This window comes from Streptomyces sp. NPDC003697 (genome assembly GCF_053587115.1).
In genome coordinates this window covers 92,332-108,042 of record NZ_JBSFNN010000016.1, presented here as the reverse complement: position 1 = coordinate 108,042, position 15,711 = coordinate 92,332, and the positions used below count along the sequence as shown (strand labels likewise).

Annotated in this window: 11 protein-coding genes and 1 pseudogene; 10 read left to right on the top strand and 2 right to left on the bottom strand. The window is 75.2% G+C overall.

What is annotated here, in order from left to right:
- Positions 1-423 precede the first annotated feature (423 nt).
- The 9 genes from ACWDNY_RS09665 to ACWDNY_RS09625 all read left to right on the top strand — a co-directional run bounded on the left by ACWDNY_RS09665 (position 424) and on the right by ACWDNY_RS09625 (position 12,244).
- Positions 424-1,371: an EamA family transporter gene (locus ACWDNY_RS09665; RefSeq protein ID WP_451645176.1), complete on the top strand. Its 948-nt coding sequence runs from the start codon at positions 424-426 to the stop codon at positions 1,369-1,371.
- Positions 1,372-1,860: 489 nt separating this feature from the next.
- Entirely contained in the window at positions 1,861-2,655 is a 795-nt protein-coding gene (locus tag ACWDNY_RS09660; RefSeq protein WP_451645175.1) for a TIGR03084 family metal-binding protein, read from the top strand.
- On the top strand, positions 2,652-4,349 hold the full coding sequence (locus ACWDNY_RS09655) for an acyclic terpene utilization AtuA family protein (RefSeq protein ID WP_451645174.1): 1,698 nt from the start codon (positions 2,652-2,654) through the stop codon (positions 4,347-4,349). Before ACWDNY_RS09660 ends, ACWDNY_RS09655 begins: the two co-directional genes overlap by 4 nt.
- Positions 4,346-5,944, top strand: coding sequence for an acyl-CoA carboxylase subunit beta (locus ACWDNY_RS09650; protein ID WP_451645173.1), 1,599 nt, complete (start codon positions 4,346-4,348; stop codon positions 5,942-5,944). The genes ACWDNY_RS09655 and ACWDNY_RS09650 overlap by 4 nt, the downstream gene beginning before the upstream one ends.
- A 10-nt stretch (positions 5,945-5,954) precedes the next feature.
- On the top strand, positions 5,955-7,811 hold the full coding sequence (locus ACWDNY_RS09645) for an acetyl/propionyl/methylcrotonyl-CoA carboxylase subunit alpha (protein ID WP_451645172.1): 1,857 nt from the start codon (positions 5,955-5,957) through the stop codon (positions 7,809-7,811).
- Positions 7,812-7,981: 170 nt separating this feature from the next.
- Positions 7,982-9,145: an acyl-CoA dehydrogenase family protein gene (locus ACWDNY_RS09640; RefSeq protein ID WP_451645171.1), complete on the top strand. Its 1,164-nt coding sequence runs from the start codon at positions 7,982-7,984 to the stop codon at positions 9,143-9,145.
- A 158-nt stretch (positions 9,146-9,303) separates the two neighbouring features.
- Positions 9,304-10,905, top strand: coding sequence for a 4-coumarate--CoA ligase family protein (locus ACWDNY_RS09635; protein WP_451645170.1), 1,602 nt, complete (start codon positions 9,304-9,306; stop codon positions 10,903-10,905).
- Complete coding sequence (locus ACWDNY_RS09630) at positions 10,902-11,651, top strand: enoyl-CoA hydratase family protein (RefSeq protein ID WP_451645169.1); 750 nt, start codon at positions 10,902-10,904, stop codon at positions 11,649-11,651. The genes ACWDNY_RS09635 and ACWDNY_RS09630 overlap by 4 nt, the downstream gene beginning before the upstream one ends.
- Positions 11,639-12,244: a TetR/AcrR family transcriptional regulator gene (locus tag ACWDNY_RS09625; RefSeq protein WP_451645168.1), complete on the top strand. Its 606-nt coding sequence runs from the start codon at positions 11,639-11,641 to the stop codon at positions 12,242-12,244. The genes ACWDNY_RS09630 and ACWDNY_RS09625 overlap by 13 nt, the downstream gene beginning before the upstream one ends.
- Before the next feature lie 224 nt (positions 12,245-12,468).
- On the opposite strand, the pseudogene ACWDNY_RS09620 reads toward ACWDNY_RS09625, so the two are convergent.
- A pseudogene (locus tag ACWDNY_RS09620) lies at positions 12,469-12,591 on the bottom strand (IS5/IS1182 family transposase); the annotation flags it as partial.
- Positions 12,592-13,153: 562 nt separating this feature from the next.
- Here ACWDNY_RS09620 and ACWDNY_RS09615 point away from each other — a divergent pair.
- Positions 13,154-14,194, top strand: coding sequence for an isopenicillin N synthase family dioxygenase (locus tag ACWDNY_RS09615; RefSeq protein ID WP_451645167.1), 1,041 nt, complete (start codon positions 13,154-13,156; stop codon positions 14,192-14,194).
- 25 nt (positions 14,195-14,219) lie between these two features.
- Here the strand turns inward: ACWDNY_RS09615 and ACWDNY_RS09610 are convergent, their stop codons facing one another.
- Positions 14,220-15,320, bottom strand: a complete 1,101-nt coding sequence (locus ACWDNY_RS09610) for a citrate synthase 2 (protein WP_451645166.1) — start codon at positions 15,318-15,320, stop codon at positions 14,220-14,222.
- Positions 15,321-15,711: the final 391 nt, after the last annotated feature.

Below are 15,711 nucleotides of genomic sequence, written 5' to 3'. Positions count from 1 at the left end.
CGGCGCGAACGAGGCTTCTCAGCAGCGCACCCCGCGTCGACGCGCCGGCCGCTGCGGGCGGGCACCCCCCGGCACGTCCCCTCTCGTCCGCTCCCGGGTGCGGCGGGGCGGGCGCGGGGGGTCTGTGCGTGGGTGCGGATGCGGCGGGGCGGCCGGGTGCGGGGCGGGCGCGGTGCGGCCACGGTCCGAAGGTGCCTCTCGCTACCGCCTCCGGGGCGGACGGGCGGACGGGCGGACGGGGCGGACGGGCGGACGGGGCGGACGTCCTCGCTGTGCGGTGGGGAGCCATGGCCCGCCTCCTGGGCCTGTGGGACAGTGGCGTGGAGGCTTCACACGCCTGACCGGGTCCATTACCGTGGACTCGGTAGTACATCTTGATGGACAAACGTCACCACACACTCCGAGCCGCTCCCTGGACCGCCCGTGACCATCCCCAGTCCCGCCACCCCGTCGCCGTCGGCACCGGCACCGGCCGCCTCCGCGCCGGGTGGCGCGCCCCACCGCGGCGGTTCCCTCGGGCCCGTCGGCCTGGTCCTCGCCGGCGGCGTCTCGGTGCAGTTCGGCGGCGCTCTGGCGGTCACCCTGATGCCCCGGGCCGGTGCGCTCGGCGTCGTGTCCCTGCGCCTGCTCGTGGCCGCGGTCGTGCTGCTCCTGGTCTGCCGCCCGCGGCTGCGCGGGCATTCGCGGGCCGACTGGGCCACGGTCGTCGTCTTCGGCATCGCCATGGCCGCGATGAACGGGCTCTTCTACCAGTCGATCGCCCGTATCCCGCTGGGCACCGCCGTCACCCTGGAGGTCCTCGGTCCGCTCGCCCTGTCCGTCCTGGCCTCGCGCCGCGCGATCAACGTCGTCTGGGCCGCTCTCGCCCTCGCCGGGGTGTTCCTGCTCGGCGGCGGCGGCTTCAGCGGCCTCGACCCGGCGGGGGTCGCCTTCGCCCTGGGCGCCGGGGCCATGTGGGCGGCCTACATCGTCTTCAGCGCCCGCACGGGCCGCCGCTTCCCACAGGCCGACGGGCTGGCCCTGGCCATGGCGGTCGGGGCGCTGCTGTTCCTGCCGCTGGGGATCGCCGAGTCGGGGGCGAAGCTCGCCGATCCGGTGACGTTCGGGCTGGGCGCGGGGGTCGCGATGCTCTCCTCCGTGCTGCCGTACACCCTCGAACTGCTCGCCCTGCGCCGCCTGCCCGCCTCCACCTTCGCCATCCTGATGAGCCTGGAGCCGGCGCTCGCCGCGACGGCGGGCTTCCTGGTCCTCCACCAGTCGATGTCCGCCGCCGAGGCGCTCGCCGTCGCGCTGGTCATCGCGGCGAGCATGGGCGCGGTGCGGACCCAGGTGGGACGGCGCAGGCCACCCGTACCCGACCTGGCCCCCTGACCTCGGCCCCACCGCCGTCCGGCACACCCCCGGAGCCGCCCCGCCCCCCGGCCCGAGAGCGCGCCTGCCCGCGCGCCCCACGCCCAGCCGGGTGGCTCGGGAGCGCTCGGATCGGCAGGCCCCGCGCCCCCTCGGGTGAGCCGGGCGCGGCCCCGATCGGCAGGCCCCGCGCACCCTTCCGGCCCGGGTCGGCCGGGCGCGCCCGCGATTGGCAGGCCCGCGCCTTCTTGCCTGGTGGCCGAGCGCGCTCCGGAGCGGTGCGGACGGGCGGGGGCGGACCGGCCCCGCCCGCCCGTCGGCGCTTCGGCCGCGCCCGCCACCGGCATGCGGCCCGGGCACTCGCGGTCGCTCCCGCGCCGTGGGCCGGGGCGCGTCGCCCGGGGAAATTCATGCAAGCATGCTTGATTGTTTCTCCGGGCGCTGCCATGCTCCACACCGCGTCACACCACACCGCGCCGCACACCGCCGTGCCCCGAGGGGAGCGTCCTCGTGTCCGACCCGACGACCGTGATCGACGATCTGCGCGAGGAGAGCGAGGAGCTCGACCGGGTCGTGGCCGGGCTGAGCCCGGGGCGGTGGGCGCTCGCCACCCCCGCGGCCGGCTGGACCGTGGCCCACCAGATCGCCCACCTCGCCTGGACGGACCACTCCGCCCTGCTGGCCGTCACCGACGAGGACGCCTTCCGCGCGCTGGCCGGGAAAGCGCTCGCCGCGCCCGGCTCGTTCGTCGACGAGGGTGCCGAGGAGGGCGCCCGCAGGCCGCCCGGGGATCTGCTCGCCCGGTGGCGGGAGGGGCGCGCCGCCCTGGACAAGGCGCTGCGCGAGGCCCGCCCCGGCGCCCGTTTCCCCTGGTACGGCCCGTCCATGTCCGCCGCCTCCATGGCCACCGCCCGCCTGATGGAGACCTGGGCCCACGGCCAGGACGTGGCGGACGCGCTCGGGGTGGCGCGGACCCCCACCGACCGCCTGCGGCACGTGGCGTGGCTCGGGGTGCGCACCCGTGACTTCGCCCACGGCGTGCACGGACTGCCCGTCCCCGCCGACCCGTTCCGCGTCGAGCTCACCGCCCCTTCCGGCGAGGTGTGGGCGTACGGCCCCGAGGACGCGCCCCAGCGCGTCACCGGCCCCGCCGTCGACTTCTGTCTGCTGGTCACCCAGCGCGCCCACCGGAGCGACCTCGCCCTGCGCGCCGACGGCCCGGCGGCCGACCGCTGGCTCGACATCGCCCAGGCCTTCGCCGGCCCGCCGGGCTCCGGCCGTCCGCCGCTGGGGGACGAGCGGTGACGGCGGCGCCCCTGCGCGTCGGCAACGCCTCCGGCTTCTACGGCGACCGCTTCCACGCCCTGCGCGAGATGCTCACCGACGGCCCGCTCGACGTCCTCACCGGCGACTACCTCGCCGAGCTGACCATGCTCATCCTCGGCCGGGACCGGCTCAAGGACCCCGCCGCCGGATACGCCCGCACCTTCCTGCGGCAACTGGAGGAGTGCCTCGGCCTCGCCCACGAGCGGTCCGTGAAGATCGTCACGAACGCGGGCGGCCTCAACCCGGCCGGACTGGCCGAGCGGGTGCGGGAGCTGGCCGGCCGGCTCGGCGTGCCGGTCCGGGTCGCCCACGTCGAGGGCGACGACCTCAGGGAGCGGTACCCGGACAGCCTCGCCGCCCACGCCTACCTCGGCGGCTTCGGCATCGCCGCCTGCCTGCGCGCCGGCGCGGACGTCGTCGTCACCGGGCGCGTGACGGACGCGGCCCTCGTCACCGGCCCGGCCGCCGCCCACTTCGGCTGGCAGCCGGGGGAGTACGACCGCCTCGCGGGCGCCGTCGTCGCCGGGCACGTCCTGGAGTGCGGCACCCAGGCCACCGGTGGCAACTACGCCCTGTTCACCGACCACGCCCTCGACCGGCTGCGCCGCCCCGGCTTCCCGCTCGCCGAGATCCACGAGGACGGCACCTGCGTCATCACCAAGCACCCCGGCACCGGCGGCGTCGTCGACGTCGGCACGGTCACGGCGCAGCTGCTGTACGAGACGGGCGGCGCCCGCTACGCCGGCCCCGACGTGACCACCCGGCTGGACACCGTCCGGCTCGCCCAGGACGGCCCGGACCGGGTCCGCGTCGAGGGCGTGCGCGGCGAGGCCCCGCCCCCGGCCCTCAAGGCCGGCCTGAACCGCCTCGGCGGCTTCCGCAACGAGGTCACCTTCGTCCTCACCGGGCTCGACGTCGACCGCAAGGCCTGCCTGGTGCGGGGGCAGATGGAGGACGCCCTGGCCGCCGACGGGTCCCGCCCTGCGGAGGTGCGGTGGGACCTGGTCCGCACCGACCGGCCGGACGCCGCCACCGAGGAGACCGCGAGCGCCCTGCTCCGCCTCGTCGTGCGGGACCGCGACCCGGACGCCGTGGGACGCTCCCTCGGCCGGGCCGCCGTCGAGCTGGCGCTGGCCAGCTACCCCGGCTTCCACGTCCTCGCCCCGCCCGGGAAGGCGGCGCCCTACGGCGTGTTCGAGGCCGTCCACGTCGCGCGGGACACCGTCGGCGAGGTGGCGGTCCTCCCCGACGGCCGCCGTGTCCCCGTGCCCCGGGCCCCCGGCACCCGCGCCCTCGCCGAGGTGCCCGAACCGCCGCTGCCCGAACCCCTGCCGCCCGGGCCCGCCCGGCGCGGGCCCCTCGGGCTCGTCGCCGGCGCCCGCAGCGGCGACAAGGGCGGCGACGCCAACGTGGGGGTGTGGGCGCGCACGGACGACGCCTGGCGATGGCTGGCCCACGAGCTGACCTGCGACCGGTTCCGGGAGCTGCTGCCCGAAACCGTCCCGCTGACCGTCACCCGGCACGTCCTACCCGCCCTGCGCGCCCTCAACTTCGTCGTCGAGGGGATCCTCGGCGCCGGCGTCGCCGCCCGGCACCGCTTCGACCCGCAGGCCAAGGCGCTCGGCGAATGGCTGCGCTCCCGCCACCTGGACATCCCGGAGGCCCTCCTGTGACCGTCCTCGCGTCCGCCCTGGACGTCCACGGCCCCGACTACCGCGCCCGCCGCGAGGCGATGCTCTCCAAACTCGCCGACCTCGACGCCGAGCACGCCAGGGCGCTCGCGGGCGGCGGCGAGAAGTACGTCGAACGGCACCGCCGGCGCGGCAAGCTCCTCGCCCGCGAGCGCATCGAACTGCTCCTCGACCCGGACACCCCGTTCCTGGAGCTGTCGCCGCTCGCCGGCTGGGGCAGCGAGTACGCCGTCGGCGCCTCGCTCGTCACCGGCATCGGCGTCGTCGAGGGCGTGGAGTGCCTGATCACCGCCAACGACCCCACCGTGCGCGGGGGCGCCACCAACCCGTGGAGCCTGCGCAAGGCGCTGCGCGCCAACGACATCGCGCTCGCCAACCGGCTGCCCTGCGTCAGCCTCGTCGAGTCCGGCGGCGCCGACCTGCCGTCCCAGAAGGAGATCTTCATCCCCGGAGGCGCCGTGTTCCGGGACCTGACCCGGCTGTCGGCGGCCGGCATCCCCACCGTCGCCGTCGTCTTCGGCAACTCCACGGCCGGCGGCGCCTACGTCCCGGGCATGTCGGACCACGTGATCATGGTGAAGGAGCGGGCGAAGGTGTTCCTCGGCGGGCCGCCGCTGGTGCGGATGGCCACCGGCGAGGAGAGCGACGACGAGTCCCTGGGCGGCGCGGAGATGCACGCGCGCGTGTCGGGCCTCGCCGACCACTTCGCCGTGGACGAGTTCGACGCCCTGCGCCAGGCCCGCCGCGTCGTCGCCCGCCTCAACCACCGCAAGGCGCACCCCGATCCGGGCCCGGCCGAACCGCCCCGGTACGACGAGGACGAACTCCTCGGCATCGTCCCGGGCGACCTGAGGACCCCCTTCGACCCGCGCGAGGTGATCGCCCGGATCGTCGACGCCTCCGACTTCGACGAGTTCAAGCCGCTGTACGGCGCCAGCCTGACGACCGGCTGGGCCACCCTGCACGGCTATCCCGTCGGCATCCTCGCCAACGCGCGGGGCGTGCTGTTCAGCGCGGAGTCGCAGAAGGCCGCCCAGTTCATCCAGCTCGCCGACCAGCGCGACGTCCCGCTGCTCTTCCTGCACAACACCACCGGCTACATGGTCGGCCGGGAGTACGAGCAGGGCGGCATCATCAAGCACGGCGCGATGATGATCAACGCGGTCGCCAACAGCCGGGTGCCGCACCTGTCCGTGCTCATGGGCGCCTCCTACGGCGCCGGCCACTACGGCATGTGCGGCCGCGCCTACGACCCGCGCTTCCTGTTCGCCTGGCCCAGCGCCAAGTCCGCCGTGATGGGCCCGCAGCAGCTCGCGGGCGTGCTGTCCATCGTGGCCCGCCAGTCGGCGGCCGCGAAGGGCCGGCCGTACGACGAGGAGGCCGACGCGGCGCTGCGGGCCATGGTGGAGCAGCAGATCGAGTCCGAGTCCCTGCCGATGTTCCTGTCCGGGCGGCTGTACGACGACGGCGTGATAGACCCGCGCGACACCCGTACCGTCCTCGGCCTGTGCCTGTCGGCCATCCACACCGCGCCCTTCGAGGGCGTGCGCGGTGGCTTCGGCGTCTTCCGGATGTGAGGGGTCACCAGTGATCACTTCTGTGCTCGTCGCCAACCGGGGCGAGATCGCCTGCCGGGTCTTCCGCACCTGCCGCGACCTCGGCATCAGCACCGTCGCCGTGCACTCCGACGCCGACCGGAACGCCCTGCACACCCGCGAGGCCGACGCCGCCGTACGGCTGCCGGGCGCCGCGCCCGCCGAGACGTACCTGCGCGGCGACCTGATCGTGAAGGCGGCCGTCGCGGCCGGCGCGGACGCCGTCCACCCCGGCTACGGCTTCCTGTCGGAGAACGCCGGCTTCGCCCGGGCCGTCACCGACGCGGGCCTGACCTGGATCGGGCCACCGCCGGAGGCGATCGAGGCGATGGCGTCCAAGACCCGCGCCAAGGCGCTGATGGGCCTGCGTCCGCTGGAGCGGGTCACCGAGGCCGACCTGCCCGTGCTGGTGAAGGCGGCGGCGGGCGGCGGCGGGCGGGGCATGCGGATCGTGCGGCGCCTCGCGGACCTGGACGCCGAACTGGAGGCCGCCCGCGCCGAGGCGGCGAGCGCGTTCGGCGACGGGGAGGTCTTCGTCGAGCCCTACCTCGGGGGAGAGGCGGGCGGCCGGCACGTGGAGGTGCAGATCCTCGCCGACACCCACGGCACCGTGTGGGCGCTCGGCACCCGCGACTGTTCCCTGCAGCGGCGCCACCAGAAGGTGGTCGAGGAGGCCCCGGCCCCCGGCCTGACCGCCGGCCTCACCCGGGAACTGCACGAGCTGGCCGTCCGCGCCGCCCGCGCCGTCGACTACGTGGGCGCCGGCACCGTGGAGTTCCTCGTCGCCGACGGCCGCGCGCACTTCCTGGAGATGAACACCCGCCTCCAGGTCGAACACCCCGTCACCGAGGCCGTCTTCGGCGTCGACCTGGTCGCCCTGCAGCTCCGCGTCGCCGAGGGTCACGCCCTGGAGGGGGAGCCGCCCCGGGCGCACGGCCACGCCGTCGAGGCCCGCCTCTACGCCGAGGACCCGGCCGCCGGCTGGGCCCCGCAGACCGGCACCCTGCACCGCCTGGCCGTGCCCGGTGGTGTCCGTCTCGACACCGGCTACGCCGACGCCGACACCATCGGCGTCCACTACGACCCCATGATCGCCAAGGTCGTCGCCCATGCGCCCACCCGCGCCGAGGCGGTCCGCAAGCTCGCGGGCGCCCTCGAACGGGCGGCGGTCCACGGCCCCGTCACCAACCGGGACCTGCTCGTGCGCTCGCTGCGGCACGAGGAGTTCACCGGCGGCCGCATGAACACCGGCTTCTACGACCGCCACCTCGCCGCCCTCACCGCCCCCCGCCCCGACTCGTACGCCCCGCTCGCCGCCGCGCTCGCCGACGCCCACGGCCGCTCCCGGTTCGGCGGCTGGCGCAACCTGCCCTCGCAGCCGCAGGTCAAGCGGTACGCCCTGGCGGGCGAGGAGCACGAGGTCCGCTACCGGCACACCCGGGCGGGCCTCGCCGCCGACGGGGTCCGGGTCGTGCACGCCGACGCCCACCTCGTCGTCCTCGAAGTGGACGGCGTGCAGCGCGGGTTCGAGGTGGCCCGCTACGGCGACCGGGTGTACGTGGGCGCCACCGCCCTGACCGCCCTGCCGCGTTTTCCCGACCCGGCCGCCCAGCGCGCGCCCGGCTCCCTGCTCGCCCCCATGCCCGGCACCGTCGTCCGGGTCGCCGACGGCCTGAGCACCGGTGCCGCCGTCCGCGCCGGGCAGCCCCTGCTGTGGCTGGAGGCGATGAAGATGGAGCACACGGTGTCCGCCCCGGTCACGGGCACGCTGACGGCCCTGCACGCGGCCGTCGGGCAGCAGGTCGACGTCGGCGCCCTCCTGGCCGTCGTCGACGACAGCGCCCCCTGAGGGCCGCACCGCACCGGCACCCGGTCCCACCGCCGCCGCGCCGAGCCGCACCCCCCGCCGAGCCGCCGCCCGGCCGCCGCGCCGACCCGCACCCGACGCGCACCCCCAGCGGCCGCCACCCCAGCCGACCCGCACAGCCGACCCGCAGCCCCTCCTCCCTGGGAGCCCCCATGTCCGCCGTGATCGAGACCGACGAACTGAAAGACCTCCGCTCCGCCGTCTCCGCCCTCGGGCGGCGCTACGGCCGCGACTACCTCACCCGGGTCGTCGCCGAGGGCCGCCACCCCGACGAGCTGTGGGCGGCCGCGGCCGAACTCGGCTACCTCGGCGTCAACCTGCCCGAGGAGTACGGCGGCGGGGGCGGCGGCATCTCCGAACTGTCCGTCGTCCTCGAAGAGCTCGGCGCCGCCGGCTGCCCGCTGCTGCTGATGGTCGTCTCGCCCGCCATCTGCGGCACGGTCATCGCCCGCTTCGGCACCGAGGAGCAGAAGCGGGCCTGGCTGCCGGGCCTCGCCGACGGCACCCGCACCATGTCCTTCGGCATCACCGAGCCCGACGCCGGGTCCAACTCCCACCGCATCACCACCACCGCCCGCCGCGACGGCGCCGACTGGCTGCTGACCGGCCGCAAGGTCTTCGTCTCCGCCGTCGACGCCACCGACGCCACCCTCGTCGTCGGCCGCACCGAGGACGCACGCACCGGACGTCTCAAGCCCTGCCTGTTCATCGTCCCGCGCGACGCCGACGGCTTCACCTGGCGGCACATCGAGATGGAACTCAACGCCGCCGAGAAGCAGTTCGAGCTCGTCCTGGACGACGTACGGCTGCCCGCCGAGGCGCTCGTCGGCGGGGGAGAGGACGCCGGGCTGCTGCAACTCTTCGCCGGGCTCAACCCCGAACGTGTCATGACCGCCGCCTTCGCGATCGGCATGGGCCGCTACGCCCTGTCCAGGGCCGTCGAGTACGCCCGCGAACGCACCGTGTGGAAGGCCCCCATCGGCGCCCACCAGGCCATCGCCCACCCGCTCGCCCAGGCCCACATCGAGCTCGAACTCGCCCGTCTGATGACGCAGAAGGCGGCCCACCTGTACGACGCCGGCGACGACCTGGGTGCCGGCGAGGCCGCCAACATGGCCAAGTACGCGGCGGCGGAGGCCTGCGTGAAGGCCGTCGACCAGGCCGTGCACACCCTGGGCGGCAACGGCCTCACGCGCGAGTTCGGGCTCGCGTCGCTGGTCACCGCCGCACGCGTGGCGCGGATCGCCCCGGTGAGCCGGGAGATGATCCTCAACTACGTCTCCCACCAAACACTGGGCCTGCCCAAGTCGTACTGATGCCGCGAAGGCGCGTCGGGCCACGGGCCCGGAGGGAAGGTCCGGACGGGGGCCGAAGGCCCCGGGAGGGGCCGGCCGGTCCGGACGGGCCTCCCGGTGCCTGCCACCGGACCGGCCGCAGGCCGTCCCCGAAGCACACCGCCGTGCGAGGAGGAACCGTGTTCCGCAGCGAGTACGCAGATGTCCCGGCCGTCGAACTCCCCATCCATGAGGCCGTCCTGGGCGGCGCCGCCGCCTTCGGCGAGACGCCCGCGCTGATCGACGGCACGGACGGCACCACCCTCACCTACGCCCAGGTGGACCGCTTCCACCGGCGGGCCGCCGCCGCCCTCGCCGAGGCCGGCGTCCGCAAGGGCGACGTCCTCGCCCTGCACAGCCCCAACACCGTCGCCTTCCCGATCGCCTTCTACGCCGCCACACGCGCCGGTGCCGCCGTCACCACCGTGCACCCGCTCGCCACCCCCGAGGAGTTCGCCAAGCAGCTGCGGGACTCGGCGGCCCGCTGGATCGTCACCGTCTCCGCCCTGCTCCCCGCCGCCCGCGCGGCCGCCGAACGGGCGGGCGGCATACGCGAGATCGTCGTCTGCGACACCGCGCCCGGACACCGCTCCCTGACCGGCATGCTCGCCTCCACCGCACCGGAACCGGTCGTCGACATCGACCCGGCCGAGGACGTCGCCGCGCTGCCGTACTCCTCGGGCACCACCGGCGTCCCCAAGGGCGTGATGCTCACCCACCGGCAGATCGCCACCAATCTCGCCCAGCTCGAACCGGCGATCACCGCGGCGCCGGGCGACCGCATCCTGGCGGTCCTCCCCTTCTTCCACATCTACGGGCTGACGGCCCTGATGAACGCCCCCCTGCGTCGCGGCGCCACCGTCGTCGTCCTGCCCCGCTTCGAACTGGAGACCTTCCTCGCGGCCATCCAGAACCACCGCATCACCGGCCTGTACGTCGCCCCGCCGATCGTGCTCGCCCTCGCCAAGCACCCCGCCGTCGCCGGGTACGACCTGTCGTCCCTGCGCTACGTCGTCAGCGCCGCCGCCCCGCTGGACGCCGCGCTCGCCGCCGCCTGCTCGCGGCGCCTGGGCCTGCCGCCCGTCGGCCAGGCCTACGGCATGACCGAACTCTCGCCCGGAACCCACGTCGTGCCCCTGGACGCCATGCGGGACGCCCCTGCCGGCACGGTCGGCAAGCTCATCGCCGGCACCGAGATGCGCATCGTCTCCCTCACCGACCCGGGCAAGGACCTCGGGCCCGGTGAGCCCGGCGAGATCCTGATCCGCGGACCGCAGGTCATGAAGGGCTACCTCGGCCGCCCCGACGCCACCGCCGCGATGATCGACACCGACGGCTGGCTGCACACCGGGGACGTCGGGCACGTGGACGGCGAGGGCTGGCTCTTCGTCGTCGACCGCGTCAAGGAACTCATCAAGTACAAGGGCTTCCAGGTGGCACCCGCCGAACTGGAGGCCCTGCTGCTCACCCACCCCGGCATCGCCGACGCCGCCGTCATCGGCGTCCCCGACGGCGACGGCAACGAGGTCCCGCAGGCCTGCGTGGTCCGCCGGCCCGGCGCCGTCGGCCTCGGTGCGGCGGAGGTGATGACGTACGTCGCCGAGCGCGTCGCCCCCTACAAGAGGGTCCGCCGGGTCGTCTTCGTCGACGCCGTGCCCCGGGCCGCCTCCGGGAAGATCCTGCGCCGGGAACTGAGGGACGCGCGCGCCGGGCGGCAGCCGCGGCCGGAGGAGGGACCATGACATCGGTCGGACGCACCCGCACGCGGGCCGTGGAGACACTCAGCCTCGACGCGCCGGACACCCGCAACGCGCTGTCGGCCGCGCTCGTCGGGGAACTGGCCGGCGCGCTGGCCGACTGCGCCCGGGACGACGCCGTCCGCGCCGTCGTCCTCACCCACACCGGCACCACCTTCTGCGCCGGCGCCGACCTGCGCGACCCGCCCCGCCCGGACGCACTCGTCGCCCTGCTCCGGCAGATCGTCGAACTGCCCAAACCGGTCGTCGCCCGCGTCACCGGACACGTCCGCGCGGGCGGCCTCGGCCTGCTGGCCGCGTGCGACATCGCCGTCGCCGGCCACAGCGCCACCTTCGCGTTCACGGAGGTGCGCATCGGCGTCGCCCCCGCCGTCATCTCCCTGCCGGTGCTGGCCCGCACCGACCCGCGCGCGGTGGCCCGCTACTGCCTGACCGGGGAACGCTTCGGCGCCGCCGAGGCGGCCCGGATCGGCCTGGTGACCGCGACCGACGGCGCCGACGCCGCCGACGGCATCGACGACGTGCTCGAACCCGTCCTGGACGGGCTGCGCCGCTCCTCCCCGCAGGGCCTGGCCGAGACGAAACGGCTGCTCACGGCTAGGGTGCTGGAGGCCTTCGACCGGGAGGCGGACGCCCTGACCGCCCTCTCGGCCCGGCTGTTCTCCTCCGCGCAGGCGCGTGAGGGCATGGCGGCATTCCTCGAACGACGGGACCCCTCATGGGTGGTGTGAGCACAGCGGAACGCGACCGCGTTCCCAAGCAGGACCGCAGCCGGGTCACCCGGCAGCGGCTCCTGGAGGCCGCCGTGGCCTGCCTCGCCGAGCGCGGCTGGGCGGGCTCCACGGTCTCCGTCGTCGCCCAGCGCGCCGGCGTCTCCCGCGGCGCCGCCCAGCACCACTTCCCCACCCGCGAGGACCTGTTCACGGCCGCCGTCGAGTACGTCGCCGAGGAACGCTCGACCGCCCTGCGCGCCCTGTTCCCGACCACCGCGGGTGACCGCCGCGCGGTGGTCTCGGCCCTCGTCGACCTCTACACCGGCCCGCTCTTCCGTGCCGCGCTGCAGCTGTGGGTGGCCGCCTCCAACGAGGAGCAGCTGCGCTCCCGCGTGACGGAGCTGGAGGCCCGCGTCGGCCGCGAGACCCACCGGATCGCGGTCGAGCTGCTCGGCGCCGACGAGTCCGGCCCGGGGGTGCGGGAGAGCGTCCAGGGCCTGCTCGACATGGCCCGCGGCCTGGGCCTCGCCAACCTCCTGACCGACGACCGCGCCCGCCGCGAGCGGGTGGTGGCCCAGTGGTCGGCGCTCCTGGACGGGGCACTGGGCTGACGCGGACTCCGTACGACGGGTTGGCCGACGGGGCCCGGGAGACCTGTTTCTCCGGGGGCCGTCTCAGCTCCGGTCATCACACGCGGGTCCACGCGCCCCTCGACCCGCAGCGGCGGCACCAGGGACGCCGTCCACACCGGCTGGCCCGTGTTCGGCAAGGCTGCCATGATCTCGTCCCAGACGCCCGCGTCCGCCCACTGCTTGTAACGGCTGTGCAGCCCACCCCCCGTACCAAACCGCTCGGGCACGTCCCCCCACAGCACACCCGTGCGCGCCTTGAAGAGGATCCCGTTCAGCATGACCCGGCTGTCATTGAGCCGATGGTTCGGCGGCTCCCACGCCCTCACGATCGGCTCGACCAGTGCGTAACTCCTCGGTCAGCTCGTCCGGCACCAGGCGCCCGTGCATCTGGAACCACTCGGCCAGCGAGCACGGCTTGCCGAGACGCGGCTTGGGGATCTCACCCGGGGTTCGGGGACGGTTGCCCCGTCCGGTGGCGGGGTTCGGGGCCGCCCCCGACCCCGGGCGGCGGGCCCGGCGGCCTCGGGACCGGGGTGCCGAACCCCGGTCCCGAACCGGCGTCCCCGGCCCGTCCCCGTGCGCCCCGCCCGCGTCCGTCCACCGGCGGCCTCCCCGCGTCCCGGCCCGTGATCTGCGTCACACCCTCGCCGGGGCTTCCGCAGTACTCTCCTCGCATGTCTGAGATGCTCGTGCGACGCCGCCACGTGGACTACGGGCGCGTCACGAGCATGGGCTGTCGGCGTTCCGCCTGATCAGCGACTGATCCAGCCCCCGCGCGGCGGCCTTCCGCCGCCCCGCTCACCTCATCCGGTACTCCCACCCGGCACCCCGGGGCCACCGCCCACCCATGGCCGCGGCCCGGGCCCCGTACACCCCGCGGACGCACTCATGACGAATCCGGTCACCCACACGGCGGCGAACCCGTCCTACGACCAGCTCCCCATCATCGACCTCGCCGCGGCCGACCGCGGCCCCGAGGCCCGCGCGCTGCTGCACGCCCAGCTGCACAGCGCCGCCCACGACGTCGGCTTCTTCCAGCTCGTCGGCCACGGCGTCACCCCGGGGGAGACCGACGCGCTGCTCGGCGCGACGCACGCCTTCTTCCGGCTCCCCGAGGCCGACCGCCGCGCCCTCGACAACGTCAACTCGCCGCACTTCCGCGGCTACACCCGCACCGGCGACGAGCGCACCGCCGGCGCCCGCGACTGGCGCGACCAGCTCGACATCGGCGCCGAGCGCCCCGCCCGCGTCCCCGGGCCGGGCGACCCCGCCTACTGGTGGCTGCAGGGCCCCAACCAGTGGCCCGCCGCCCTGCCCCGACTGCGGACCGCCGCGCTGCACTGGATCGACCGCCTCAGCGAGGTCGCCGGGAAGCTGCTCCACGAACTCCTGGCCGCCATCGGCGCGCCCGCCGGCTTCTACGACCCGATCTTCGGCGAGCACGCCCACCCGCACCTGAAGCTGGTCCGCTACCCCGGCAGCGCCGGCGACGGCACCGACCAGGGCGTCGGCGCCCACAAGGACTACGGGTTCCTGACGCTCCTGCTCCAGGACCGGATCGGCGGACTGCAGGTGCAGCGCGAGGACGGACGGTTCCACGACGTGCCGCCGATCCCGGGCGCCTTCGTCGTCAACCTCGGAGAGCTGCTGGAGGTCGCCACCAACGGCTACCTCCTCGCCACCAACCACCGGGTCGTCTCCCCGCCCGGCGCCACCGAGCGGTTCTCCGTGCCGTTCTTCTACAACCCCCGCCTGGACGCCCGCGTCGCCCCGCTGCCCTTCGCGCACGCCTCCACCGCGCCCGGCGTCACGAACGACCCGGACAACCCGCTGTACGCGGAGTACGGCTACAACGAGCTCAAGGGCAAGCTCCGCGCCCACCCGCTCGTGGCCCGGCGCCACCACGCGGGGCTGCTGAGCCCCGCGTGATCAGCGCTCGCCGTACGGCCCCGGGTCAGTCGGAGATGTCCTCGTAGCCCTCGACCTCCCGCGGGTTGCGCGGGCCGGGGCCGACGTACCGGGCGGACGGGCGCACCAGCCGGCCGGTGCGCTTCTGCTCCAGGATGTGCGCCGACCAGCCCGCCGTCCGGGCACAGGTGAACATCGACGTGAACATGTGCGCCGGCACCTCGGCGAAGTCCAGCATGATCGCCGCCCAGAACTCGACGTTGGTGGCGAGCACCCGGTCCGGCCGGCGGTTGTGCAGCTCCTCCAGGGCCGCCTTCTCCAGGGCCTCGGCGACCTCGAAGCGCGGGGCGCCGAGCTCCTGGGCGGTACGGCGCAGCACCCGCGCCCGCGGGTCCTCCGCCCGGTACACGCGGTGACCGAAGCCCATGAGCCGCTCGCCCCGGTCCAGCGCCCGCTTCACATAGCCCACCGCGTCCCCGGTCCGCTCGATCTCCTCGATCATGCCGAGCACACGGGAGGGGGCGCCGCCGTGCAGCGGCCCGGACATGGCGCCCACGGCGCCCGACAGGGCGGCCGCCACGTCCGCGCCGGTGGAGGCGATGACCCGGGCGGTGAAGGTGGAGGCGTTCATGCCGTGCTCGGCGGCGGACGTCCAGTAGGCGTCCACGGCCGCCACGTGCTTCGGGTCCGGCTCGCCCCGCCAGCGGATCATGAAGCGCTCCACCACGGACCGCGCCTTGTCGATCTCCCGCTGCGGCACCATCGGCAGACCCTGTCCGCGCGCCGACTGGGCGACGTACGACAGCGCCATCACGGCGGCCCGGGCGAGGTCGTCGCGGGCCTCCTCGGCATCGATGTCGAGGAGCGGCTTCAGGCCCCACACCGGCGCGAGCATCGCCAGCGCGGACTGCACGTCCACCCGGATGTCGCCGGAGTGCACGGGGATCGGGAACGGCTCGGCCGGCGGCAGACCGGGGTTGAAGGCGCCGTCGACGAGCAGCCCCCACACGTTGCCGAAGGAGACGTGACCGACGAGGTCCTCGATGTCGACGCCCCGGTACCGGAGGGCGCCGCCCTCCTTGTCCGGTTCGGCGATCTCCGTCTCGAACGCGACGACTCCCTCGAGCCCGGGTACGAAGTCGGACATCAGGCGGCTCCTCATGATGTGTGCGACAGATGGTGCGCGGGGGACGACGACCATGTGTCGGATGTCAGAAGTGGCGTGCGTGCGGATCCGCGGTCGGGTGCGGGGGACTCGCGGTCCGGGGCGGTCTTCCCAGTGATGCCCCGTTCGGTCGGCGGTCACCCAGCCGGGAAGCAGCACGATATCCCCGAGTGCCACGGATGGGGAGGGTGTCCGGCACTCAGTGCCACGCAGTGACGAAGGACACCCGGGCCCCGGATGGAGAGCGGCGGATCCCGGGCGGCGGGCGGCCGGGGGCTCCGGAACGGCGCCACCGGCCCAGGGCACGCAGGGGAGGGACGGCGCGGCCCGTACCGGTGCCGGCCGGTGTGACGGGCGCCTCTCGGGTGCGGGC